This window comes from Pseudomonas sp. SORGH_AS_0199, from assembly GCF_031453735.1.
Lineage (GTDB): Bacteria > Pseudomonadota > Gammaproteobacteria > Pseudomonadales > Pseudomonadaceae > Chryseomonas > Chryseomonas aestiva.
Window position 1 is genome coordinate 671,019 of the sequence record NZ_JAVJAE010000001.1, and the last position, 22,499, is coordinate 693,517.

Genomic DNA, 22,499 nt, shown 5'->3' on the forward strand with positions numbered 1-22,499 from the left:
GCTGCCCAGGTGGCGCGAGGTGGAGGTGACCGCAGGTAGCGGGTTTGGCAGGGCTCAGCGATCCGCGGCCTGGGCCGCTTCCAGGCGCTGCATGCGCGCACGGTCGGCGTCGAAGGCGGCGCTGGTGCTGGTGCGCATTTCGGCGTAGCGCTGCAGATCGGTCTGCAGACGCACCTGATCGGCCGCCGCGGCGTCGAGGCGTGCCTGCAGATCCGCCGGGAGCGCCTGGCCATTGCGCTGCTGCACCGCCGCCTGCTCCATCAGCTGGCTTTGCAGCTGACGCGTGGCCTCCAGGTTGGCCTTCTTGATCTGCAGCACCCCGTCCAGCTCGGCCAGCTTGCGCGCCTTGGCGCGGTCGACGTCCTCGACATTGCTGTAGAGCTTGCGCAACTGGCCATCGACCAGGGCCTGCTGGCGCTCGAGCGCCTGGCGATCGAGTTCCGCGGCGGGCAGCGCCGGCGCGACCTTGCGGATCATCCGGCCCTGTTCGTTGAGCACGTCGTAGCCCTTGCCGGCGTACTCCGGTGGCACGCCCTGGCGATCGATGACCAGGGTGCCGTTACGGTCCAGGTAGCGGTACAGCTCGGCCGCCTGGCCGGCCAGCGGCAGGGCGATGAGCAACAGGCTGGCAGCGGCGCGACGTACGACCATGGCCGTCTCTCCTGGGGCTGACGGCTAGATGCCGTATTGGGCGCGATAGTCCTGGACGGCGGGCAGATGACGCTTGAGCTCGGCATCCTCGGCCAGGTATTCGAGCACCTGATCCAGGGCGACGATACTGAGCACCGGAATGCCGTAGTCACGCTCGACTTCCTGGATGGCCGACAACTCGCCGCGGCCACGCTCCTGGCGATTCAGGGCGATGAGCACCCCGGCCGCGCTGGCACCCTGGCCTTCGATGATCTGCATGACCTCGCGGATGGCGGTGCCGGCAGTGATGACGTCATCGATGATCAGCGCCCGACCGGTCAGGGGCGCGCCCACCAGCAGGCCACCTTCGCCGTGGTCCTTGGCTTCCTTGCGGTTGAAGCACCAGGGCACGTCGCGGCCATGGTGCTCGACCAGGGCCACCGCCGTGGCCGCGGCCAGGGGGATACCCTTGTAGGCCGGGCCGAAGAGGACATCGAACGGCAGATTGGCCTGGACCAGCGCATCGGCGTAGCAGCGGCCGAGCTGGGCCAGCGCCGAACCGCTGTGGAACAGGCCGGCGTTGAAGAAATAGGGGCTGATGCGACCCGATTTCAGGGTGAATTCACCAAAGCGCAGAACTCCGCGCTCGATGGCGAAACGAATGAAATTACGCTGGTACGCCTGCATATAAGTCCTTGCGCGGCTTGTATTTAGCTAAACCGGTTTAGCTCGGGTATCATACATCCACGATTTTTTGGGGGCCATTTATGCGGATCATCAGCTTGAACGTCAATGGTATTCAGGACGCTGTGGAGCGGGGCCTGCTGCCTTGGCTCAAGGCGCAGAATGCCGACGTGATCTGCTTGCAGGATACCCGCGCCTCTTCTTACGACATGGACGACCCGGCCTATGCGCTGGAGGGTTACATCCTCTATGCCTGCGACGCCGAAGTGCCGTCCCAGGGCGGTGTCGCGCTCTATACGCGGGTCCAGCCCAAGGCGGTGATCAGCGGCCTGGGCTTCGAGTCCTGCGATCGTTTCGGTCGCTATCTGCAGGCGGACTTCGACAAGGTCAGTATCGCCACCCTGCTGCTGCCTTCGGGCAAGCGCGGCGATGAAGATCTGAACATGAAATTCAAGTTCATGGACGACTTCACCCACTACCTGAACAAGCAGCGCCGCAAGCGCCGCGAGTACATCTATTGTGGCTCGCTGTACGTGGCGCACCAGAAGCAGGACGTGAAGAACTGGCGCGACTGCCAGCAGATCCCCGGTTTCCTGGCCCCCGAGCGCGCCTGGATGGACGAGGTGATCGGCAACATGGGCTACGTGGATGCCCTGCGCGAAGTGAGCCGCGAAGGCGACCAGTTCAGCTGGTGGCCGGACAGCGACCAGGCCGAGCACCTGAATCTGGGCTGGCGCTTCGACTACAACATCCTCACTCCGGGTCTGCGCCGCTTCGTCCGCTCGGCGCGCCTGCCGCGGCAACCGCGCTTCTCCGAGCATGCGCCGCTGATCGTCGACTACGACTGGACCCTGAGCATCTGATCCATGCGGTGTCCGGAAACGAAAAAACCAGCCCAAGGGCTGGTTTTTTGTTGGGTGGCTATTTCACCAGGATCACCGGCAAGGGCACCTGGTGCACCACGCGATGGGCCACCGAGCCGAGCAGCAGGCCACTGAGCGAACCCAGGCCGCGGGTGCCCATCACCACGGTGTCCACCTCCAGGCGCCGCGCCGTCTCGCCGATGGTCTCGGCGATGCCGCCGAAGCCGACGTGGGTCTGGGCCTCGATACCGGCTTCGAGCAGGGCCGGGCGCGCCCTGACCAGGATATCCTCGGCCTTGTCCTGCAGGCTGCCGCGCCACTCGCGCAGGATGCGGTCGTCGAAGGGCGCGCCATAGATCTCCGGCTCGTTCTGCACGTTGAGCAGGTGCAACTCCAGCGTCAGCCCGGCCTTCACCAGGTCGAGGATATAGCGCAGGGCGTTGTCGGCGCTGGGAGAACCATCGTAGGCGACCAGGACAGTGTGCATGGGGCATCTCCACGAGAGGGGTATGCCTTCATGCTAGACCCTGGCTGTCAGGGTCGCTTGATCCCGATCAAGCCCGCAGCCTCAATGGCCCACCCAGTTGCGCGCGCCCTTGGGAATCACTTCGGATTCGTCCAGCTTGCTGGCGAACATGCTCACGGCTTCCACGGCGTCGCTGGCGCCATCGCGGATCTGCACGATCACCGCGCCGGCCTGGTCCGCCAGCTCGACGCCCTTGACCGCGCGCCCCTGGGTGCTCTCCATGCTGGCCACCGCCTGCTGGGTTTCGTTGAGAATCCGCCCGATCATCTCGGCAATCTCTGCCGTGGCGCTGCTGGTGCGTCCCGCCAGCTGACGAACCTCGTCGGCGACCACGGCGAAGCCACGGCCCTGGTCACCGGCGCGGGCCGCTTCGATGGCGGCGTTGAGCGCCAGCAGGTTGGTCTGGTCGGCGATGCCGCGGATGGTGTTGACGATGGCGGTGATCTGCTCCGAGCGCTGACCCAGCTGGCCGATCACCTCGGCGGAGGCGCTGACGTTGTGCGCGATCTCGCGCATCTCGCCGGCGGCGGCCTGGATGATCCGGGTGCCGTGCTCGGCGACCTTCTCGGTCTCGGCGGAGATGTGATAGGCCCGCGAGGCGCTGCGGCCGTCGCTTTCGTGCTTTTCCACCCGCTCGCTGATGTCGCTGGCGTACTTGACCACCTTGTACAGCCGGCCGGTGGCGTCGTACACCGGGTTGTAGCTCGCTTCCAGCCAGATCACCCGGCCATGCTTGCCCAGGCGCTTGAACTGGCCGCGAAAGAATTCACCGGCGTTGAGGCGGCGCCAGAAGTCGGCGTATTCGCTGCTGTTGACCAGGGCCGGCTCGCAGAACAGCCGATGCTGCTGGCCCTGGATCTCCTTCAGGCTGTAGCCCAGGGTGGCCAGGAAGTTGTCGTTGGCGTCCAGGATGCGTCCGTCCAGGTCGAACTCGATGCGCGCCAGGGCGCGGTCCAGCGCCTTGAGCTTGCTTTGGGCTTCGCTGTCGCGCTCGACCTGGGCGGTGACGTCCAGGGCGTACTTCACCACCTTGGCGATCTTGCCGCTGCTATCGGCCAGCGGGTTGTAGCTGGCTTCCAGCCAGAGCGTACGGCCCTGGGCGTCCAGGCGCTGGAAGGCGCCGGAGACGAAATCGCCACGCTTCAGACGCGCCCAGAAATCGCCATAGTCGCGACCCTGGACCACGCTGGCCGGGCAGAGACGACGATGGTGCTGGCCGACCAGGGCGTCGGCGCGATAGCCGGTCAGGCGGAGGAAGTTGTCGTTGGCGCGCAGGATGGTGCCGTCGAGATCGAACTCGATCACCGCCATGGAACGCTCCAGGGCCTGGGTCAGGCCCTGATTGGCATGCTGCTCGGCTTCCAGCCGAGCGATGGTCTTCTTTAGATGCGCATTGAACATGGCAGAACTCGCTGGCTGGGGCAAAGGCGTAACCAGCCTATCGGCGCCAGGAGAGCCGACTTGATAGGACCCGGCGAACGGCAGAACTCGCCCGTTGAGCGGCTGTCGCAAACGCGCCGGCCCGGGGCGTAAACAGGCATCTTGGGGTCAGGGGCGGGGCCTACCATCGCGGCAAGGGGGTGGTTTTCACCGCCACAGACTTTAGGAGCGCCGCGATGTTCAGCAAGCAGGACCAAATCCAGGGCTACGATGATGCGCTGTTCGCCGCCATGGGCGAGGAAGCGCGGCGCCAGGAGCATCACCTGGAACTGATCGCCTCCGAAAACTACACCAGTCAGCGCGTCATGGAAGCCCAGGGCAGCGTGCTGACCAACAAGTACGCCGAAGGCTATCCGGGCAAGCGCTACTACGGTGGCTGCGAGCATGTCGACAAGGTCGAGCAGCTGGCCATCGAGCGCGCCAAGCAGCTGTTCGGCGCCGACTACGCCAACGTCCAGCCGCACTCCGGCTCCCAGGCCAACTCGGCGGTCTACCTGGCGCTGCTGCAGCCCGGCGACACCATCCTCGGCATGAGCCTGGCCCACGGCGGTCACCTGACCCACGGCGCCAAGGTCAGCTCCTCCGGCAAGCTCTACAACGCGGTGCAGTACGGCATCAACACCGACACCGGGCTGATCGACTACGACGAGGTCGAGCGCCTGGCCCAGGAGCACAAGCCCAAGATGATCGTGGCGGGCTTCTCCGCCTACTCCAAGACCCTGGACTTCCCGCGCTTCCGCGCCATCGCCGACAGCGTGGGTGCCCTGCTGTTCGTCGACATGGCCCACGTGGCCGGTCTGGTCGCCGCCGGTGTCTATCCGAACCCGGTGCCCTTCGCCGACGTGGTGACCACTACCACCCACAAGACCCTGCGCGGCCCCCGTGGCGGCCTGATCCTGTGCAAGGCCAACGCCGACATCGAGAAGAAGCTCAACGCCGCGGTGTTCCCGGGCGCCCAGGGCGGCCCGCTGATGCACGTCATCGCCGGCAAGGCCGTGTGCTTCAAGGAGGCCCTGGAGCCGGGCTTCAAGACCTACCAGCAGCAGGTGATCAGGAACGCCCAGGCCATGGCCGGCGTGTTCAAGGCACGCGGCTACGACGTGGTCTCCGGGGGTACCGACAACCACCTGTTCCTGGTCAGCCTGATCAAGCAGGGCATCACCGGCAAGGACGCGGACGCCGCCCTGGGTCGCGCCTGCATCACCGTGAACAAGAACGCCGTGCCCAACGATCCCCAGTCGCCCTTCGTGACCTCGGGTCTGCGCATCGGTACCCCGGCCCTGACCACCCGTGGCCTGGGCGTCAGCGAAAGCGAACGCGTCGCGGGCTGGATCTGCGACATCCTCGACCACCTCGGCGATGCCGATGTGGAAGCCCAGGTGGCGCGCCAGGTGGCTGCGCTGTGCCGCGACTACCCGGTTTACCGCTAGTCGCCGCACGCCTGACGCAACCCTTATCCAACCCCTTTCCCCCTCGCGGAAAGGGGCGTCGTCTGCAGGAGTCTCCAGATGCAACGCTATTCCGGCTTCGGCCTCTTCAAGCACTCCCTGAGCCATCACGAGAACTGGCAGCGGATGTGGCGCACCCCGACGCCCAAGCCGGTGTACGACGTGGTCATCGTCGGTGGCGGCGGTCACGGCCTCGCCACCGCCTACTACCTCGCCAAGCAGTTCGGCGTGAAGAACGTCGCGGTGATCGAGAAAGGCTGGCTGGGCGGCGGCAACACCGCGCGCAACACCACCATCGTCCGCTCCAACTACCTGTGGGACGAGTCGGCGCACCTCTATGAGCACGCCATGAAGCTGTGGGAAGGCCTGTCCCAGGACCTCAACTACAACGTCATGTTCTCCCAGCGCGGCGTCTACAACCTCTGCCACACCCTGCAGGACATGCGCGATTCCGAGCGTCGGGTCAGCGCCAACCGCCTCAATGGCGTCGACGGCGAACTGCTCGATACCCGCCAGGTGGCCGAGGAGATTCCCTACCTGGACTGCAGCAAGAACACCCGCTATCCGATCTTCGGCGCCACCGTGCAGCGTCGCGGCGGCGTGGCCCGTCACGACGCCGTGGCCTGGGGCTTCGCCCGCGCCGCCGACGCCCTGGGCGTCGACCTGATCCAGCAGACCGAGGTCACCGGCTTCCGCAAGCAGGACGGCAAGGTGATCGGCGTGGAAACCAACCGCGGCTTCATCGGCGCCCGTCGCGTCGGCGTGGTCACCGCCGGCAACTCCGGGCACATGGCCAAGCTGGCCGGTTTCCGCCTGCCGCTGGAGTCCCACCCGCTGCAGGCGCTGGTCTCCGAGCCGATCAAGCCCATCATCGACAGCGTCATCATGTCCAACGCGGTGCACGGCTACATCAGCCAGTCCGACAAGGGCGACCTGGTGATCGGCGCCGGCATCGACAGCTGGGTCGGCTACGGCCAGCGCGGCTCCTACCCGGTGATCGAGCACACCCTGCAGGCGATCGTCGAGATGTTCCCGATCCTCTCGCGGGTGCGCATGAACCGCCAGTGGGGCGGCATCGTCGACACCTCGCCCGACGCCTGCCCGATCATTTCCAAGACCCCGGTGGAAAACCTGTTCTTCAACTGCGGCTGGGGTACCGGCGGCTTCAAGGCCACGCCTGGCTCGGGCAACGTCTTCGCGGCGTCCCTCGCCTCCGGCGAGATGCATCCGCTGGCCAAGCCCTTCTCCATCGACCGTTTCCACACCGGCGCGCTGATCGACGAACACGGCGCAGCGGCCGTCGCGCACTAAGGAGCCCGAGCATGTTGTACATCCATTGCCCCCACTGCGGGGAATTGCGCTCCGAAGAAGAATTCCACGCCGCCGGCGAGGCGCACATCCCGCGTCCGCTGGATCCCGAGGCCTGCAGCGACGCGGAGTGGGGCGATTACATGTTCTTCCGCGACAATCCGCGCGGTCTGCGTCACGAGCTGTGGGTTCATGCTTCGGGCTGCCGCCAGTACTTCAACGCGACCCGTAACACCGAGACCTACGAAATTCTCGAAACCTATCCGATCGGCGAGCAACCCCGCTTCACCGCCGAGCGAGGAGAGCGCACATGAGCCAGGTCCATCGACTCACCCAGGGCGGTCGCCTGGACCGCAGCCAGGCCATCACCTTCACCTTCAACGGTCAGACCTACCAGGGCTTCAAGGGTGACACCCTGGCCTCGGCGCTGCTGGCCAACGGCGTGGACGTGATCGGGCGTAGCTTCAAGTACTCCCGCCCCCGCGGCATCGTTGCCGCCGGTGCCGAAGAGCCCAACGCCATCATGCAGATCGGCGCCACCGAGGCCACCCAGGTGCCCAACGTGCGGGCCACGCAGCAGGCGCTGTACCAGGGCCTGGTCTCCGCCAGCACCAACGGCTGGCCAAGCGTCAACAACGACCTCATGGGCATCCTCGGCAAGGTCGGCGGCAAGATGATGCCGCCCGGCTTCTACTACAAGACCTTCATGTATCCGCAGAACCTGTGGATGACCTACGAGAAGTACATCCGCAAGGCCGCCGGCCTCGGCCGTGCGCCGACCCAGGTCGATCCGGATACCTATGACAACTTCAACCAGCACTGCGACGTGCTGGTGGTGGGCGGTGGCGCTGCCGGTCTGGCCGCGGCCCTGGCCGCCGGTCGCAGCGGTGCGCGGGTGATCCTGGCCGACGAACAGGAAGAATTCGGTGGCAGCCTGCTGGATAGCCGCGAGCGTCTCGACGGCGCTCCGGCCGCCGACTGGGCCGCCAAGGCCGTGGCCGAGCTGCAGGGCCTGGACAACGTGGTGCTGCTGCCGCGCGCCACGGTCAACGGCTACCACGACCACAATTTCCTCACCATCCACGAGCGGCTCACCGATCACCTGGGTGATCGCGCGCCCCATGGCCAGGTGCGTCAGCGCCTGCACCGCGTCCGCGCCACCCGCGTGGTACTGGCCACCGGCGCCCACGAGCGGCCGCTGGTGTACGCCAACAACGACCTGCCGGGCAACATGGTGGCCGGCGCCGTGTCCACCTACATCCGTCGCTATGCCGTGGCCCCGGGTCAGCGCCTGGTGCTGTCCACCAACAACGACTACGCCTACCGCGTGGCCCTGGACTGGCTCGAAGCCGGTCGCCAGGTGGTGGCCGTGGCCGATGCGCGGCCCAACCCCCGCGGCGCCTGGGTCGAGGAAGTGCGCAAGCGTGGCGTGCGCGTCATGGGCGGTACCGCCGTGAGCGAAGCCCGCGGCAACACCCGCGTGACGGGCGCCAAGATCGCCACCATCGACCTGACCGCCTTCCGCACCCTGGGTGGCGGCGAGTGGGTCGACTGCGATCTCATCGCCACCTCCGGCGGTTACAGCCCGGTGGTCCACCTGGCTTCGCACCTGGGCGGTCGTCCGCAGTGGCGTGAAGACATCCAGGCCTTCGTGCCTGGTCCGGCGCCGCAGAAGCGCGTCTGCGCCGGCGGCGTGAATGGCGTCTTCGCCCTGGGCGATGTCCTCGCCGACGGTTTCGAAGCGGGCGCGACTGCCGCCGCCGAAGCTGGCGCCAAGGTGGTCAGCGGCGAACTGCCCCAGGCCGAATTCCGCCAGGAAGAGCCGAGTCTGGCGCTGTTCCAGGTGCCCCACGACAAGCCGTCGTCGCGAGCGCCCAAGCAATTCGTCGACCTGCAGAACGATGTGACCGCCGCCGGCATCGAGCTGGCCTGCCGCGAGGGCTTCGAGTCCATCGAGCACGTCAAGCGCTACACCGCCATGGGCTTCGGTACCGACCAGGGCAAGCTGGGCAACATCAATGGTCTGGCCATCGCCGCCCGGGTGCAGAGCAAGGCCATCCCGGAAGTCGGCACCACCATGTTCCGCCCGAACTACACGCCCATCACCTTCGGCGCCATCGCCGGACGGCATTGCGGCCACCTGTTCGAGCCCAAGCGCTACACCGCGCTGCACGCCTGGCACCTCAAGCAGGGCGCGCTGTTCGAGGACGTCGGCCAGTGGAAGCGCCCCTGGTACTTCCCCAAGGCGGGCGAGGACCTGCACGCCGCGGTCAACCGCGAGTGCCTGGCCGTACGCCGCAGCGTCGGCCTGCTCGACGCCTCGACCCTGGGCAAGATCGACATCCAGGGCAAGGATGCGCGGGAATTCCTCAATCGCGTCTATACCAACGCCTGGACCAAGCTGGACATCGGCAAGGCCCGCTACGGCCTGATGTGCAAGGAAGACGGCATGGTCTTCGACGACGGCGTCACCGCCTGTCTCGCCGACAACCACTTCCTGATGACCACCACCACCGGCGGCGCCGCGCGCGTCTTCGAATGGCTGGAGCTCTACCACCAGACCGAATGGCCGGAACTGGAGGTGTACTTCACTTCGGTCACCGATCACTGGGCGACCCTGACCCTGTCCGGTCCCAACAGCCGCAAGCTGCTGGCCAAGCTGACCGACATCGATCTGGACAACGCCGCCTTCCCCTTCATGGCCTGGAAGGAAGGTCAGGTGGGCGGGGTGCCGGCGCGGGTGTTCCGCATCTCCTTCACCGGCGAGCTCTCCTACGAGATCAACGTGCCGGCCAACTACGCCATGGGCGTGCTGGAGCAGGTGGTCGCCGCGGGCAAGGAATTCGACCTGACCCCCTATGGCACCGAGACCATGCACGTGCTGCGGGCGGAGAAGGGCTTCATCATCATCGGTCAGGACACCGATGGTTCGGTCACGCCCCAGGACCTGGGCATGGGCTGGGCGGTGAGCCTGAACAAGAGCTTCTCCTTCATCGGCAAGCGCGGCATGCATCGGGTGGACTGCGTCCGCGAGAATCGCAAGCAACTGGTCGGCCTCAAGCCCCTGGATGCCCGCGACGTCCTGCCGGAAGGCGCGCAACTGGTGTTCGAGCGCAACCAGCCGATCCCCATGGACATGGTCGGTCACGTGACCTCCAGCTACCACAGCGCGACCCTGGGCTACGGCTTCGCCATGGCCATGGTCAAGGGTGGGCTGGGCCGTATGGGCCAGACCGTCTACGCCCCGCTGGCCGATGGCCGCTACATCGCTGCCGAGATCGTCTCGCCGGTGTTCTACGACCCCAAGGGTGAGCGGCAGAACGTCGCCTAACGAGGATAGCGCCCCATGAACAACATCAATGTCTACGACCAATACTCCGCCAAGGCGCGCGCCGAATCCCCGCTGTTCCACGCCGAGTTGAACAAGCTCGTCGGTCGCGGCCCGGCCACCGCCGGGGTGACCCTGCGCGAGCGGGCCCTGCTGGGGCACCTGGTGCTGCGTGGCGACGCCCATGACGAAGGCTTCACCGGCGCCGTGCAGAGCGTGGTCGGCCTGGAAGTGCCCGGTCCGCTGGCGATCACCCATAAGGGCGAGAGCTCGCTGCAGTGGCTCGGCCCGGACGAGTGGCTGCTGGTGGTACCCGGTGGCAGCGAGTTCGCCACCGAGCAGGCCCTGCGCCAGGCCCTGGGCGAGCGCCATGTCGCCATCATCAATGTCGGTGGCGGCCAGACGCTGGTCGAGCTCAAGGGACCCAAGGTGCGTGAAGTGCTGATGAAGTCCACCTCCTACGACGTCCATCCGGACAACTTCCCGGTGGGCAAGGCCGTCGGGACGGTGTTCGCCAAGTCCCAGCTGGTGATCCGCCACACGGCGCCGGACACCTGGGAACTGGTGGTGCGCCGCAGCTTCGCCGACTACGTCTGGCTGTGGCTGCAGGACGCGAGCGCCGAGTACGGACTGCGCATCGAGGCCTGATCGGTCGCTGCGTTCAGACGCTCCATCGAACCCGACCTGCGTTGCGCGCAGGTCGGGTTTTGTGATTCTGGCTTCATCTCCATGCAAAGGAATTCATCATGAGCCGCACGCCCGATACCTGGATTCTCACCGCCCAGAGCCCGAGTCGCCTCGGCACCGTGGACGTGGTCACGCGTTATCTGTTCGAGCAAGGCTGCTATGTCACCCAGCACCACAGCTTCGACGATCGCGAAGCCCAGCGCTTCTTCATCCGGGTGGAATTCCAGGTACCCAGCGACTTCAACGAAGGCCTGTTCCGCGTCGGCCTGGACCTGCGCTTCACGCCCTTCGACATGACCTTCGAACTGACCCCGCCCGGCTATAGAGCCAAGGTCGCCATCATGGTCTCCAAGGCCGACCACTGCCTCAACGACCTGCTCTATCGCCAGCGCATCGGCCAGTTGCCCATGGACGTGGTGGCGGTGATCTCCAACCATCCGGATCTGGAGCCCCTGGCGGCCTGGCACGGCATTCCCTATCACCACTTCCCGCTGGATCCCCAGGACAAGCCGGCCCAGGAGGCCAGGGTCTGGCAGGTGCTGCAGGAGACCGGCGCCGAGCTGGTGATCCTCGCGCGCTACATGCAGGTGCTGTCGCCCGAGCTGTGCCGTCGCCTCGATGGCTGGGCGATCAACATCCACCATTCGCTGCTGCCAGGCTTCAAGGGCGCGCGGCCCTATCACCAGGCCTATGCCAAGGGCGTCAAGCTGGTGGGCGCCACGGCGCACTACATCAACAACGATCTGGACGAAGGCCCCATCATCGCCCAGGGCGTCGAGTCGGTGGACCACGCCCACTACGCCGAAGACCTGGTGGCCCGCGGCCGTGACATCGAGTGCCTGACCCTGTCGCGTGGGGTGGGCTATCACCTGGAGCGCCGCGTCTTCCTCAATGCCGGGCGGACGGTGGTGCTCTAGGCCTTTCCGCTACCTCTCCAGGCAGGCTGCGAGATCGCCAAGGCGCTCGCAGCCTGCCTGTCCTGCGCCACCTCGATCATCTTTCCTATCAGCTCAGCGGCGCCCATCGGGCGCTTGCTTAAAGACGCTCGCGCGTCCCTTGGCCGTACCCAGACGAACAGCGTCGGGCTGGGTGATGGCCGGGATAAAGATGTGGCTATGAATGAGGAGAGGGTGCCGGGATGGGAGCCTGGCTGGCCCTGCCGGCGGGGCAAGCAGGAAAGCGGTACGCACCCGCCTCCGCAGGGAGAGGCGGGTGGCGGGCCAGGCGGTCAGCCCGCTTGGGACAGGGTCGAGCGGACCGCGGGCGGGACGACGTCTTCGCCGGCCTTTTCCAGATTCTTGCCCAGCAGGGCGTGGTAGAGCTCCTTGTCACCGAGGATGCCCACGGCGCGGCCGTCGGTCTCCAGCACCAGCTTGTGCCCGGTGTGGTAGCGGATCTCCAGGGCGTCGCGCATGCGGATATCGGCCGGCGCCAGGGTCGGCTGGCGCTGCAGGCTGGTGACCGGCATGCCCGGGGTCCAGCGTTGCAGGGCCAGGCTCTCGCCGCCGCGGCGCAGGGCCTTGACCGTCTGGTTTTCCAAGGCCAGCCAGATGTCGTGGCTGCGTTCCAGGCAGATCTCGTTGCCCTCGCGGCCGCACTTGTCCAGGCCGCGCATCAGACTGTAGCCGCTGAGCACGTTGAGCGGATTGGTGTGGGCGACGAAGGTGCGTACGTACTCGTCGGCCGGATTGAGCACGATGTCCTCGGGGCGGCCGTGCTGGATGATGCGGCCGTCCTTCATGATGGCGATGTTGGTGCCGATCTTGAGGGCTTCGTCGAGGTCGTGGCTGACGAAGACGATGGTCTTGTTGACCTTGGCCTGCAGCTGCAGCAGTTCGTCCTGCAGTTGCTGGCGGATCAGTGGATCGAGGGCGGAGAAGGGTTCGTCCATCAGCAGGATGTCGGCATCCATGGCCAGGGCGCGGGCCAGGCCGACGCGCTGCTGCATGCCGCCGGAGAGGGAGTCGGGCTTCTTGTTGCGCCACTGGGTCAGGCCGACCAGCTCCAGCTTCTCGTCCACCAGCTTCTTGCGCTCGGCGGCCGAGCGGCCCTGCATTTCCAGGCCGAAGCCGACGTTCTCGGCCACGGTCAGCCAGGGCATCAGCGCGAACTTCTGGAACACCATGGCGATGCGCGTGGTGCGCATGTCCTTGAGCACGGTAGGCGAGCAGTTGGCGATGTCCACTTCACTGCCTTTGTGCTCGATCAGCAGCTTGCCGCGGCTCACGGTGTTGAGGCCGTTGATGCAGCGCAGCAGGCTGGACTTGCCCGAGCCGGACAGGCCCATCAGCACGCAGATCTCGCCCTTCTGGACCTCCAGGCAGGCGTCCTCGACACCCAGCACCTGGCCGGTTTCCTGGAGGATCTCGCTGCGACCCTTGCCCTGGTCGAGCAGCTCCAGGGCACGCTTGTTCTGCTTGCCGAAGATGACGTCGACGTGTTCGAAACGTATGGCGGTCATGACTTATTTAACCTCGCGAGGGGCGGGTTGCTTGCATACCCGGTCGAGCAGGATGGCGATCAGGACGATGGACAGGCCGGCTTCGAAGCCCAGGGCGATGTCCGCGGTGTTGAGGGCGTTCACCACCGGCTTGCCGAGGCCGTCGGCGCCCACCAGGGCGGCGATCACCACCATGGACAGCGACAGCATGATGCACTGGGTGATACCGGCGCCAATGCTGGGCATGGCGTGGGGCAGCTCGATGCGGGTCAGCAGCTGCCAGCGCGAGCAGCCGAAGGCCTTGCCGGCGTCCATCAGCTCGGCGGGAACGTCCTGGATGCCCAGGCAGGTCAGGCGGATCGGCGCGGCCACGGCGAAGACCACCGTGGAAATCAGCCCGGGTACCACGCCCAGGCCGAACAGCGTCAGGGTCGGAATCAGATAGACGAAGGTGGGGACCGTCTGCATCAGGTCCAGGACCGGGCGCAGGCCGGTGTAGAACCAGGGCTTGTGCGCGGCGATGATGCCCAGCGGCACGCCCACGGCGATGCACACCAGGGTGGCGAAGACCACCTGGGCCAGGGTTTCCATGGTTTCCTGCCAATACCCCAGGTTGAGGATCAGCAGCAGGGAGATGAGGGCGAAGATCACCAGGCCGATGCTGCGTTGCAGCAGATAGACCCCTACCGCGACCAGGGCAATGAAGGCCAGCGGGTTGAACCACATCAGGCCGGCGGTGAGGCCGTGGATGAGGCCGGACAGCACATCGGAGATCTTGTCGAAGACGCTGGCGCCATGCAGCGTCAGCCAGTCGATGAAATCGGCGATCTGCTGGCCGAGAGGGAGCTTGTGGTCGGTGATTAACATAACGGTGCCCGTCAGGTAGGAGTGGACAGGTCGAAGCACGAGAACCGCTGATTCGTGCTTCGGCTGTGGCAGTACCCGCCCGAACTGGCGCGGGACAGTCGAATGTTAGTGTTCGCTCAGGGGGCCAGGGCGGTCTTCGCCGCCTCCAGCGCAGGCTTGCCATCGCGGGTGGTCACGCCGGCCAGCCACTGGTCGAGCACCTGCGGATGCGCCTTGAGCCAGGCCTTGGCGGCGGCGCTCGCGGCTTGTTTTTCGTTGAGAACCTTGTCCATCAGCTGGTTTTCCATGTCCAGGGTGAAGGACAGGTTGGTCAGCAGCTTGCCCACGTTGGGGCATTCCTGGACGTAGCCCTTGCGGACGTTGGTGTAGATGGTGGCGCCGCCATAGTTGGGACCGAAGACGTCGTCGCCGCCCTGGAGATAGGCCATCTTGAAGCGGGTGTTCATCGGATGGGGTTCCCAGCCGAGGAAGACCACCCACTGCTGGCGCCGCTCGGCGCGCTGAATCTGCGACAGCATCCCGGCCTCGCTGGACTCCACCAGCTTGAACTTGCCGAGGTCGAAGGTGTTCTTGTCGATCATGCCCTGGATCAGGCGATTGCCATCGTTGCCCGGCTCGATGCCGTAGATCTTGCCGTCGAACTTGTCGGCGTTCTTGGCGATGTCGGCGAAGCTCTTGACCCCGGCGTCATAGACGTACTGGGGGACGGCCAGGGTGTACTTGGCGCCCTCCAGGTTGGCGCGCACGGTCTCGACGCTGCCATTGTCGGCATAGGGCTTGATGTCCGCCGCCATGCTCGGCATCCAGTTGCCGAGGAAGACGTCGATGTCCTTGTTCTGCAGGGACTTGTAGGTAACCGGTACGGAGATCATGTTGGTCGTGGTCTGGTAGCCGAGGGCGTGCAGCACCTCGCTGGTCACGGCCGTGGTCACGGTGATGTCGGTCCAGCCGACGTCAGCAAAGCGCACCTTGGCACAGGAAGCCGGCTCGGCCGCCTGAACAGCGAGCGGCGCCAGCAGGGCGGCACTCAAGAGCCAACGGGAACAACCTTTCATGGACACATCTCCTTGCGTTTGGCGGGGTACCTTTCGGTGCGCCCCACGTGTATTTATCTGTAACCCATCCCCCCAGGCTCGCCTACCGCCTGCGTCGCTACCAGTGTACGCGGCGTCGTAACCAGAAGCGGAAATGTCGTATCCAGCGTGAGCCCCAGGGCACGTCCGCGTCCGGCGCGCGGCGGCCGAGCGAGAGAGGCGGGCAGTTGCGCCCTGCGCCGCGGCGGCCCGCTACCCAGAGGTGTCGGCGACGGCTGGAGCGCTCGCGAATCAGTTGGCCAGACTGGCCTTCACCGCGGCGGTGCCCGGCGCGCCGCTGAGGGTGGCGACACCCTTGAGCCAGGCGTCGAGCCGTTCGGGATTGCGCTTGAGCCAGTTGCGCACGGCGCGGCGCGGATTGTCCTTTTCGTTGAGCACCCGATCCATCAGCTGGTTCTCCATGTCCAGGGAAAACTCCAGGTTGCCCAGCAGCCGGGCCACGTTGGGACACTGCTGGGCATAGCCCTTGCGCACCACCGTGTAGACCGTCGCCCCGCCCTGGTTCGGCCCGAAGTAGTCATCGCCGCCGTCGAGGTAGGCCAGCTTGTGCCGGACGTTCATCGGATGGGGTTCCCAGCCGAGAAAGACGATCCACTGGTGGTCCAGCAGCTCCTTCATCCGCACCTGGGTCAGCATGCCCTGTTCGCTGGATTCGTCGAGCCTGAAGTCGCCCAGGCCGAAGGCGTTGCTGGCGATCATCTTCTTGACCAGGGCGTTGCCATCGTTGCCGGGCTCGATGCCGTAGAGGGTGTGGTCGAAACGGTCGGCGAAGCGGGCGATGTCGGCGACGTTCTTCACCCCGGCGTCATAGACGTACTGGGGCACCGCGAGGGTGTAGCGGGCGCCTTGCAGGTTGGCGTGCAGGCGTTCGACCGCCCCCGCATCGACCAGCGGCTGGCTGAGCTTGGCCTGCGCCGGCATCCAGTTGCCGAGAAAGACATCGGCCTCGCCCGCGGCCAGGGCGTCGTAGGTCTGCGGCAGGGACAGGCGCAGCACCTCGGTCTCGTAACCGAGGGCGCTGAGCAGATAGCGGGCCGTGGCGTTGGTGATATTGAGATCCGACCAGCCGACATCGGCCAGGCGCACCTGCTGACAACTCTCGGCCTCGCCCGCCTGCACGGTCGAGCTCAGCAACAGACCGGACAACCACAGCGCTTGGAAGATTTTCATCCTGAACTCCAGGGTTCGCGAAGGGAAGGGCCCGGGCCACTGCACGTACCGGTCCGTCTGGCCCGGGCCTTGGTGGCTTTTCGCCACAAGTAGCCAGAAGGGCGACAGACGGTTGAAACGCCTGACCTACAACCGTGCCCACTGAGTCGCCATGCCACATTTTGGCGCGCGTCGGTTACGCCCCGGTGTTACCGATGGAATACATCTGGCGAAGTGCCATCGGCAAAAGGTCGGTCTCGGACCTGAAAGGTCGCAAATAAAAACCCTAGCTAATCAACGCCATTGAGCGCTGCTGAATGGGTTATTCGCCCCAGACAGCTTGCCCGTGTCGGGGTTCACCCATTTACGGCATGGGAATTGCGACATGACTTATGCGTCCGCGACACATCTTTCGCCCAACGTTGTCCGCCGCACCTCATTAGAGCCCAGCCAAGGGCCCCAGCCTGCGTGAAGGAGATTCAAACCATGTCGCCCATTCCCACCTCGTCACAGGCCCGTGCGATCCAGTCCATCGGCTTTCTGCTGCTGGACAACTTCACGCTCATTTCCCTGGCGTCGGTGGTGGAGCCGCTGCGCATGGCCAACCAGCTGTCGGGTCGGGAACTCTATCGCTGGTGCACCCTGAGCCTGGACGGTCGTCCGGTGCGCGCCAGCGATGGCCTGCAGATCACCCCGGACAGCGCCGTGAGTGCCGCCCCGGTGATGGACATGGTGATCGTCTGCGGCGGCGTGGGCATCCAGCGCAGCGTGTCCCGCGAGCATTGCACCTGGCTGCAGAGCCAGGCGCGCCAGGGCCGCAAGCTGGGCGCGGTCTGTACCGGCAGCTGGGCCCTGGCCCGGGCCGGCCTGCTCGACGGCTACGACTGCAGCGTGCACTGGGAAACCCTGGCGGCCCTGCAGGAAGCCTATCCGCGCGTGGTGCTCAGCACCCGGCTGTTCACCATCGATCGCAATCGCTGCACCGCTTCGGGCGGTACCGCGCCGATGGACATGATGCTGCACCTGATCGGTCGCGAGCATGGCCGCGAGCTGTCGGCGGCGATCTCGGAAATGTTCATCTACGAACGCATCCGCAACGAGCAGGATCATCAGCGCGTCCCGCTCAAGCACATGCTGGGCACCAATCAGCCCAAGCTGCAGGAAATCGTGGCGCTGATGGAGGCCAACCTCGAAGAGCCCATCGACCTCGACGAACTGGCGGTCTATGTGGACGTGTCCCGGCGCCAGCTGGAACGCCTGTTCCAGAAGTACCTGCATTGCTCGCCGTCGCGCTACTACCTCAAGCTGCGGCTGATCCGCGCCCGGCAGCTGCTCAAGCAGACCACCCTGTCGATCATCGAGGTGGCCTCGGTGTGCGGCTTCGTCTCCACTCCCCACTTCTCCAAGTGCTACCGCGAATACTTCGGCATCCCGCCGCGCGACGAGCGCCAGGGCCCGACCATCCAGCAGCCCATCGCGCTGATGCCGCTGTCCCAGGAGCTGTCGCTGATGCCGGCCTCGTCCGCGCTGGCGGCCCTGAGTCAGGCTCAGGGCGAATCCACCTTCGCCAGTGTGCGGCTGTAAGCCGCCTCCGGCCACCTAGGTTCTGTACGAAGCATCACCGAGCGTAGGCATTTTTCGTACAGAAACTAGCGACCGCTGGGCAGGCTGAGTAGTAGCGCTGCCGTCTGCAAGTCCGGCTGGCCATCGAAACGGCCCGGCCGGTACTTCATCTGGAAGGCGCCGATGACGTCGCGGGTAGCGGCATCGAGCACGCCAGTGCGCGGTACCGCATAACCGATCCGCGCCAGTTGATCCTGGAACCAGGCCGGCGGCGGCAGCACGCCGCCCAGGCTGGTCTGGCGCTGGGCGACCACCGCCGGATCCGGCCAGTTGATCAAGCCTGCTGCGGCCAGGCGCGCCCAGGGAAACAGCGGCCCCGGGTCCTGCTTGCGCCCCGGGGCGATGTCGCTGTGGCCGACGATGGCGCGGCGATCCAGGCCGTGGCGCTGCTCGATGTCCTTGAGCAGCGGAATCAGCGCCTTGATCTGGGCTTCGCTGAAGGGATACCACTGGCGCCCGCCCGGGGTGTCGCGAAAGCCCAGGTTGACCATCTCGATGCCGATGGAGGTGGAGTTGAGCCAGGTGCGGCCTTCCCATTCGCTCACGCCGGCGTGCCAGGCACGGCGATTCTCGTCCACCAGGCGATAGATGGTGCCATCGGTGTCGATCAGGTAGTGGGCGCTGACGCCGGCCTGGGTCAGCAGCTTGAGCGACTGCTGGGAGCCGGCCGCGGTGTAGTGCAGCACGATGTACTGCACCCGGCTGTCCTGATCGCGGGCGGTATAGTCGTCATTGATGCGCGGACCGCTGGAGCAGCCGGCCAGGAGCAGGCCGCAGAGCAGCCAGGGAAGGAGCTTGAAGGGCTTTCGCACGATTACCTCGCGAACGTGGAAGGGGTCAGGCCACGTCCAGGCGATCGCGTCCGGCGCGCTTGGCGCGGTAGAGCGCCTGGTCGGCACGCTCGAATACGGTATCGGCATCCTCGCCCGGCGCAAAGGCCGCGAGACCAGCGGACAGGGTGATCACCACCCGTTCGCCCTTGAAATGGAAGGGGCAGGCGGCGACCGCGGCGCGTAGCTGCTCGATCAGGGTGACCCCGCCGGCGACCGGCGTGGCGCCCAGCAGCATGACGAATTCCTCGCCGCCGAAGCGGGCGATGAAGTCGGTCTTGCGCAGGCGGCGCTGCAATTCGCTGGCGATGATCTTGAGCACCTTGTCACCGGCCAGGTGACCGTAGCCGTCGTTGATGCGCTTGAACAGATCGACGTCGAGCACCGCCAGCAGCAGGTCGCCGCCATGGCGTTGCCAGCGGGCCACCTCCAGCTCCAGGCGCTCGCTCCAGGCGGCGCGATTGGGCAGGCCGGTGAGGGGGTCGCAGAGGGCCTTCTGCCGTTGTTCTTCCAGATGGCCGCGATACTGCTGGGCCTCGCGCTCCATGCCGGCGACGCGCTCGGTCAGGGCGCTGAGTCTTTCGCTGGCTTCCTGCTCGCGGGTCTCGCGTTGGCTCTGCTGGTCGGCCAGACTGGTCAGCAGGCCTTCCAGGCGGCTGTCCAGCGACAGCTTGAGGCTGTCCAGGTCCGTCGCCTCCTGCACCTCGCTCTGCAATTCGCTGACCTGGCCGCGCAGAGCGTCGCCAAAGGCGCGCTCCTGGGTCTGGCCGTCCTGACGCCCGGCGTGGACGTCCTGCAGACCGGTCTGGAAGGCGGCGAGACGCTCATTGAGGCGGCGCAGGTAGAGCTGGAATTCGCTCTGCCCGGAATGGTTGAGGGCCAGAACCAGCACCGACAGGTCATCGAGCACGGGTACCAATTCGTACCAGTTCAGGCTGCCCTGGATGCGTTGGCGCAGGTGTTCGGCCTGGGGCTTGTGGCTGTCCGGCAGCGCCAGGTCGTCGAGCAGCCGCAGCAGGGTGGCTTCCAGATGCGGCGCTATGGCGCTGTAGCCGGGTTCGGGCACCGCGGGCAGGGCATAGGCCGGATCGGCCTGAACTGCCTGGGTCTCTGCTGAGAGCTCAGGCCGCGCGGCGGGCAGACCTTCGACCGGCAGCGGCGCTGGTTCGGGCGTTGCCGGCGTTTCCGCCGCTGGTGCGGCGGCTGTCGCCGGCGAGGCGTCTTCTACTGGCGGACTCGACGTCGCCGTCGGCGCCTCTTCCGCGGTCTCGCCACGACCACCCAGCAGGCGCTGCAGGAAACCGGCGCGGGCGGGCTGTTCAGGGTGCAGCTGACTCAGGGCCTGTTGCTGCAGACGACTGAATTCGCCGAGCAGCGCGGGCAGTTCCCCCGGTTGGTCGGCAGCGGCCTGGGCGCGCTTGGCAAAGCCCTTCAGCGCCTTGCGCTGGTCGCGTGGCAATTCCAGGGTCTGCAGCAACCGGCAGAGTTCGGCGAAGGCCTCGGCCACCTGGCGCGCGCGCAATTCCCGGCGCTGCTCGGAGTCGAGCACGGTGCGTTCCAGGCGCGGGATCAGCTTGGCGAGATCGGCGTCGCTGTCGTCACGGCGGAGGATGTCGCGCAATTCGACCAGGCAGGCGTCCACCGCCGCGTCGTTGCCTTCGGCGGCCAGGCTGCTGCGCACGAGGCCTCGACGCACCAGGTCCAGGCGGTTTTCCCACCGGCTTTCCAGGCGCTCGAGATTCTCGAGGCTCTCCAGGTATTTGCTTTTCCAGCGTTCGACGTCCGCGCGCTCCATCCGCCCGCTCCAGAGGCTTGAGGGTGGCCAGCAGGCAGGCGCGACAAGGCGGCCAGCCCACTTGATAGTCGCTAGGGTATCGGCGGTTACGGGGAAAGTTTGAGCAGGACGACCGGAGGCCGCTTGAGAGGGACGAGCTGAAGAGCCGCCGCCGCGGGGCGCGGCGGCGGGTGACGCTTACTTGGCGGCGCGTTCTTTCTGGATCAGGAAGTCGGCGACCTTCAGGGTCTCGTCCGGGCCACCCGAAGAGCCCAGGTCGAAGCGGTACTTGCCATTGACCACCATGGTCGGCACACCGGTGATCTGGTAGGCCATGGCCAGCTTCTTGTCCTTTTCCACCTGCCCCTTCACGGCGAAGGAGTTGTAGGTGCTGAGGAATTTTTCTCGATCCACGCCTTGGGTGGCAAGGAAGTCGGCCATCTCCTCGGGGGTGGCCAGCTTCTTGTGCTCCTTGTGGATGGCAGCGAAGACGGCGTCATGCACCTTGGCTTCCACGCCCATGGCTTCCAGGGTCACGAACAGCTGACCGTGGACGTTCCAGATGCCGCCGAACATGGCCGGCACGCGCTTGAAGGAGACGTCGTCGGGGAGCTTCTTGGACCAGGCGTTGAGGGTGGGCTCGAAGGCGTAGCAGTGCGGGCAGCCGTACCAGAACAGCTCAACCACTTCGATCTTGCCGGGTTCGGACACCGGAACCGGACTGCTCAGTTCGGTGTACTGCTTGCCGGCCTGGATGTCGTCGGCATGGGCGGCCGCGCCGAACAGACTGGCGGCGGCGAACACGGCGGAGAAAAGCAGGTTGCGCATGGGACTACTCCTGGAAGAAGGCACGCCCACCAACCGGGCATGACGGATTGCGGGCATTGTAGCCGGGTGCATCGCCGCGCCTAGTCGCCGCAGCGCCCGAGGCCGGCCATGTTCAGGCTTCGTTCAGGTTACCAGGGGCGCGGCTCTCGCCCGGCGCATCCGATATACTGCTGGCTTTGCCGCGCGCTCGCGAGTACCCCCATGTCCAGCTTCAAGAATCCCATCGTCGGTCTGTGCCAGCAGGCGTCCTTTCTCATCAGCGCCGCCAAGGTCGATCAGTGCCCGTTCGACAACGGTCGCGAAGTGGCCTTCGCCGGTCGCTCCAATGCCGGCAAGTCCAGTGCGCTGAACACCCTGACCCACGCCAACCTGGCGCGTACCTCGAAGACGCCCGGGCGTACCCAGCTGCTCAACTTCTTCACCCTCGACGACGAGCGGCGCCTGGTGGACCTGCCCGGCTACGGCTACGCCAAGGTGCCGATCCCGCTCAAGCAGCACTGGCAGGAGCACCTGGAGGCCTATCTGAGCAGCCGCAATTCGCTCAGCGGCGTGGTGCTGATGATGGATATCCGCCATCCGCTGACCGAATTCGATCGCCTGATGCTGGACTGGGCCCAGGCCAGTTCCATGCCGCTGCACATCCTGCTGACCAAGGCCGACAAGCTGGCCTTCGGTGCCCAGAAGAACGCCCTGCTCAAGGTGCAGCGCGACGTGCGCCAGGGTTGGGGCGATACCGCCAGCATCCAGCTGTTCTCGGCGCCCAAGCGCCAGGGGATAGAGGATGCCCAGCGCGTGCTGGCCAGCTGGCTGGGCCTCGACGAACCCGCCGCCGAGGCATAAAAAAACTCCGGACTTCCATCGGGGGAGGGGAGAAGTCCGGAGTTCAAGACTGGACCGCCAAAGCAGGGGTCCAGCATCTGCCAACACTAAACAGCAAAGGAGCAGAACGGTTATCCGAACCGTTCAGCAATTCAGACGGG

20 protein-coding genes and 1 pseudogene are annotated in these 22,499 nt (G+C 66.1%); 9 read left to right on the plus strand and 12 right to left on the minus strand.

What is annotated here, in order from left to right; translation table 11 throughout:
• Positions 1-54: 54 nt before the first annotated feature.
• Together QE444_RS03220 and pyrE are read right to left on the minus strand one after the other, a co-directional pair.
• On the minus strand, positions 55-651 hold the full coding sequence (locus tag QE444_RS03220; RefSeq protein ID WP_309737341.1) for a DUF4124 domain-containing protein: 597 nt from the start codon (positions 649-651) through the stop codon (positions 55-57).
• Positions 652-675: 24 nt separating this feature from the next.
• Complete coding sequence (gene pyrE / locus QE444_RS03225; protein ID WP_158890670.1) at positions 676-1,317, minus strand: orotate phosphoribosyltransferase; 642 nt, start codon at positions 1,315-1,317, stop codon at positions 676-678.
• A gap of 80 nt (positions 1,318-1,397) precedes the next feature.
• On the opposite strand from pyrE, the gene QE444_RS03230 reads away from it, so the two are divergent.
• Positions 1,398-2,177 carry an exodeoxyribonuclease III gene (locus tag QE444_RS03230; RefSeq protein WP_027598631.1) on the plus strand — a complete coding sequence of 260 codons (780 nt, stop codon included), beginning with the start codon at positions 1,398-1,400 and terminating at the stop codon, positions 2,175-2,177.
• 58 nt (positions 2,178-2,235) lie between these two features.
• On the opposite strand, the gene QE444_RS03235 is transcribed toward QE444_RS03230, so the two are convergent.
• The 3 genes and pseudogenes from QE444_RS03235 to QE444_RS23500 all read right to left on the minus strand — a co-directional run.
• The gene (locus QE444_RS03235) at positions 2,236-2,664 is read right to left on the minus strand and encodes a universal stress protein (protein ID WP_158973736.1); all 429 of its coding nucleotides are present in this window, start codon (positions 2,662-2,664) and stop codon (positions 2,236-2,238) included.
• 81 nt (positions 2,665-2,745) lie between these two features.
• A complete protein-coding gene (locus QE444_RS23495; RefSeq protein ID WP_405046457.1) occupies positions 2,746-3,333 on the minus strand; it encodes a methyl-accepting chemotaxis protein in 588 nt (195 codons plus the stop codon).
• Positions 3,334-4,104, minus strand: a pseudogene (locus QE444_RS23500) (PAS domain-containing protein); the annotation flags it as partial.
• A 215-nt stretch (positions 4,105-4,319) separates the two neighbouring features.
• Between QE444_RS23500 and glyA the strand changes: the two are divergent.
• The 6 genes from glyA to QE444_RS03270 all read left to right on the plus strand — a co-directional run bounded on the left by glyA (position 4,320) and on the right by QE444_RS03270 (position 11,831).
• Positions 4,320-5,573: a serine hydroxymethyltransferase gene (gene glyA / locus QE444_RS03245; RefSeq protein WP_183632297.1), complete on the plus strand. Its 1,254-nt coding sequence runs from the start codon at positions 4,320-4,322 to the stop codon at positions 5,571-5,573.
• A gap of 78 nt (positions 5,574-5,651) precedes the next feature.
• On the plus strand, positions 5,652-6,902 hold the full coding sequence (locus QE444_RS03250) for a sarcosine oxidase subunit beta family protein (protein WP_017639231.1): 1,251 nt from the start codon (positions 5,652-5,654) through the stop codon (positions 6,900-6,902).
• Between the two features lie 11 nt (positions 6,903-6,913).
• A complete protein-coding gene (locus QE444_RS03255) occupies positions 6,914-7,213 on the plus strand; it encodes a sarcosine oxidase subunit delta (protein ID WP_017639232.1) in 300 nt (99 codons plus the stop codon).
• The gene (locus QE444_RS03260) at positions 7,210-10,230 is read left to right on the plus strand and encodes a sarcosine oxidase subunit alpha (protein WP_187980813.1); all 3,021 of its coding nucleotides are present in this window, start codon (positions 7,210-7,212) and stop codon (positions 10,228-10,230) included. The genes QE444_RS03255 and QE444_RS03260 overlap by 4 nt, the downstream gene beginning before the upstream one ends.
• 15 nt (positions 10,231-10,245) lie before the next feature.
• Complete coding sequence (locus QE444_RS03265; RefSeq protein WP_273863178.1) at positions 10,246-10,875, plus strand: sarcosine oxidase subunit gamma; 630 nt, start codon at positions 10,246-10,248, stop codon at positions 10,873-10,875.
• Between the two features lie 98 nt (positions 10,876-10,973).
• Positions 10,974-11,831 carry a formyltetrahydrofolate deformylase gene (locus QE444_RS03270; protein WP_309737343.1) on the plus strand — a complete coding sequence of 286 codons (858 nt, stop codon included), beginning with the start codon at positions 10,974-10,976 and terminating at the stop codon, positions 11,829-11,831.
• Between the two features lie 311 nt (positions 11,832-12,142).
• On the opposite strand, the gene choV is transcribed toward QE444_RS03270, so the two are convergent.
• From choV to choX, 4 genes are all read right to left on the minus strand, one after another.
• Positions 12,143-13,375, minus strand: coding sequence for a choline ABC transporter ATP-binding protein (gene choV, locus QE444_RS03275; RefSeq protein ID WP_187980816.1), 1,233 nt, complete (start codon positions 13,373-13,375; stop codon positions 12,143-12,145).
• Between the two features lie 3 nt (positions 13,376-13,378).
• A complete protein-coding gene (gene choW / locus QE444_RS03280) occupies positions 13,379-14,221 on the minus strand; it encodes a choline ABC transporter permease subunit (protein WP_059316705.1) in 843 nt (280 codons plus the stop codon).
• A 116-nt stretch (positions 14,222-14,337) separates the two neighbouring features.
• The gene (locus QE444_RS03285; RefSeq protein WP_017639238.1) at positions 14,338-15,276 is read right to left on the minus strand and encodes a choline ABC transporter substrate-binding protein; all 939 of its coding nucleotides are present in this window, start codon (positions 15,274-15,276) and stop codon (positions 14,338-14,340) included.
• A 270-nt stretch (positions 15,277-15,546) separates the two neighbouring features.
• Positions 15,547-16,485 carry a choline ABC transporter substrate-binding protein gene (gene choX, locus QE444_RS03290; RefSeq protein ID WP_187980817.1) on the minus strand — a complete coding sequence of 313 codons (939 nt, stop codon included), beginning with the start codon at positions 16,483-16,485 and terminating at the stop codon, positions 15,547-15,549.
• Positions 16,486-16,950: 465 nt separating this feature from the next.
• On the opposite strand from choX, the gene QE444_RS03295 reads away from it, so the two are divergent.
• The gene (locus QE444_RS03295; protein WP_037006569.1) at positions 16,951-18,048 is read left to right on the plus strand and encodes a GlxA family transcriptional regulator; all 1,098 of its coding nucleotides are present in this window, start codon (positions 16,951-16,953) and stop codon (positions 18,046-18,048) included.
• 65 nt (positions 18,049-18,113) lie between these two features.
• Here QE444_RS03295 and QE444_RS03300 read toward each other — a convergent pair whose 3' ends face one another.
• The 3 genes from QE444_RS03300 to QE444_RS03310 form a co-directional block, all read right to left on the minus strand.
• On the minus strand, positions 18,114-18,899 hold the full coding sequence (locus QE444_RS03300) for an N-acetylmuramoyl-L-alanine amidase (RefSeq protein ID WP_285388804.1): 786 nt from the start codon (positions 18,897-18,899) through the stop codon (positions 18,114-18,116).
• 25 nt (positions 18,900-18,924) lie between these two features.
• On the minus strand, positions 18,925-20,712 hold the full coding sequence (locus tag QE444_RS03305) for a GGDEF domain-containing protein (protein ID WP_309737344.1): 1,788 nt from the start codon (positions 20,710-20,712) through the stop codon (positions 18,925-18,927).
• 177 nt (positions 20,713-20,889) lie between these two features.
• Positions 20,890-21,519 carry a thiol:disulfide interchange protein DsbA/DsbL gene (locus tag QE444_RS03310; RefSeq protein WP_133860131.1) on the minus strand — a complete coding sequence of 210 codons (630 nt, stop codon included), beginning with the start codon at positions 21,517-21,519 and terminating at the stop codon, positions 20,890-20,892.
• Positions 21,520-21,720: 201 nt separating this feature from the next.
• On the opposite strand from QE444_RS03310, the gene yihA reads away from it, so the two are divergent.
• On the plus strand, positions 21,721-22,359 hold the full coding sequence (yihA, locus tag QE444_RS03315) for a ribosome biogenesis GTP-binding protein YihA/YsxC (RefSeq protein ID WP_187980820.1): 639 nt from the start codon (positions 21,721-21,723) through the stop codon (positions 22,357-22,359).
• Positions 22,360-22,499 lie beyond the last annotated feature (140 nt).

Coding starts and splice junctions, on each gene's coding strand:
- choV (WP_187980816.1), bottom strand. CDS start 13,375: ATGACCGCCATACGTTTCGAACACGTCGACGTCATCTTCGGCAAGCAG.
- QE444_RS03265 (WP_273863178.1), top strand. CDS start 10,246: ATGAACAACATCAATGTCTACGACCAATACTCCGCCAAGGCGCGCGCC.
- QE444_RS03285 (WP_017639238.1), bottom strand. CDS start 15,276: ATGAAAGGTTGTTCCCGTTGGCTCTTGAGTGCCGCCCTGCTGGCGCCG.
- QE444_RS03295 (WP_037006569.1), top strand. CDS start 16,951: ATGTCGCCCATTCCCACCTCGTCACAGGCCCGTGCGATCCAGTCCATC.
- pyrE (WP_158890670.1), bottom strand. CDS start 1,317: ATGCAGGCGTACCAGCGTAATTTCATTCGTTTCGCCATCGAGCGCGGA.
- glyA (WP_183632297.1), top strand. CDS start 4,320: ATGTTCAGCAAGCAGGACCAAATCCAGGGCTACGATGATGCGCTGTTC.
- QE444_RS03220 (WP_309737341.1), bottom strand. CDS start 651: ATGGTCGTACGTCGCGCCGCTGCCAGCCTGTTGCTCATCGCCCTGCCG.
- QE444_RS03260 (WP_187980813.1), top strand. CDS start 7,210: ATGAGCCAGGTCCATCGACTCACCCAGGGCGGTCGCCTGGACCGCAGC.
- choW (WP_059316705.1), bottom strand. CDS start 14,221: ATGTTAATCACCGACCACAAGCTCCCTCTCGGCCAGCAGATCGCCGAT.
- QE444_RS03305 (WP_309737344.1), bottom strand. CDS start 20,712: ATGGAGCGCGCGGACGTCGAACGCTGGAAAAGCAAATACCTGGAGAGC.
- choX (WP_187980817.1), bottom strand. CDS start 16,485: ATGAAAATCTTCCAAGCGCTGTGGTTGTCCGGTCTGTTGCTGAGCTCG.
- QE444_RS03255 (WP_017639232.1), top strand. CDS start 6,914: ATGTTGTACATCCATTGCCCCCACTGCGGGGAATTGCGCTCCGAAGAA.
- yihA (WP_187980820.1), top strand. CDS start 21,721: ATGTCCAGCTTCAAGAATCCCATCGTCGGTCTGTGCCAGCAGGCGTCC.
- QE444_RS03270 (WP_309737343.1), top strand. CDS start 10,974: ATGAGCCGCACGCCCGATACCTGGATTCTCACCGCCCAGAGCCCGAGT.
- QE444_RS03310 (WP_133860131.1), bottom strand. CDS start 21,519: ATGCGCAACCTGCTTTTCTCCGCCGTGTTCGCCGCCGCCAGTCTGTTC.
- QE444_RS03235 (WP_158973736.1), bottom strand. CDS start 2,664: ATGCACACTGTCCTGGTCGCCTACGATGGTTCTCCCAGCGCCGACAAC.
- QE444_RS03250 (WP_017639231.1), top strand. CDS start 5,652: ATGCAACGCTATTCCGGCTTCGGCCTCTTCAAGCACTCCCTGAGCCAT.
- QE444_RS03230 (WP_027598631.1), top strand. CDS start 1,398: ATGCGGATCATCAGCTTGAACGTCAATGGTATTCAGGACGCTGTGGAG.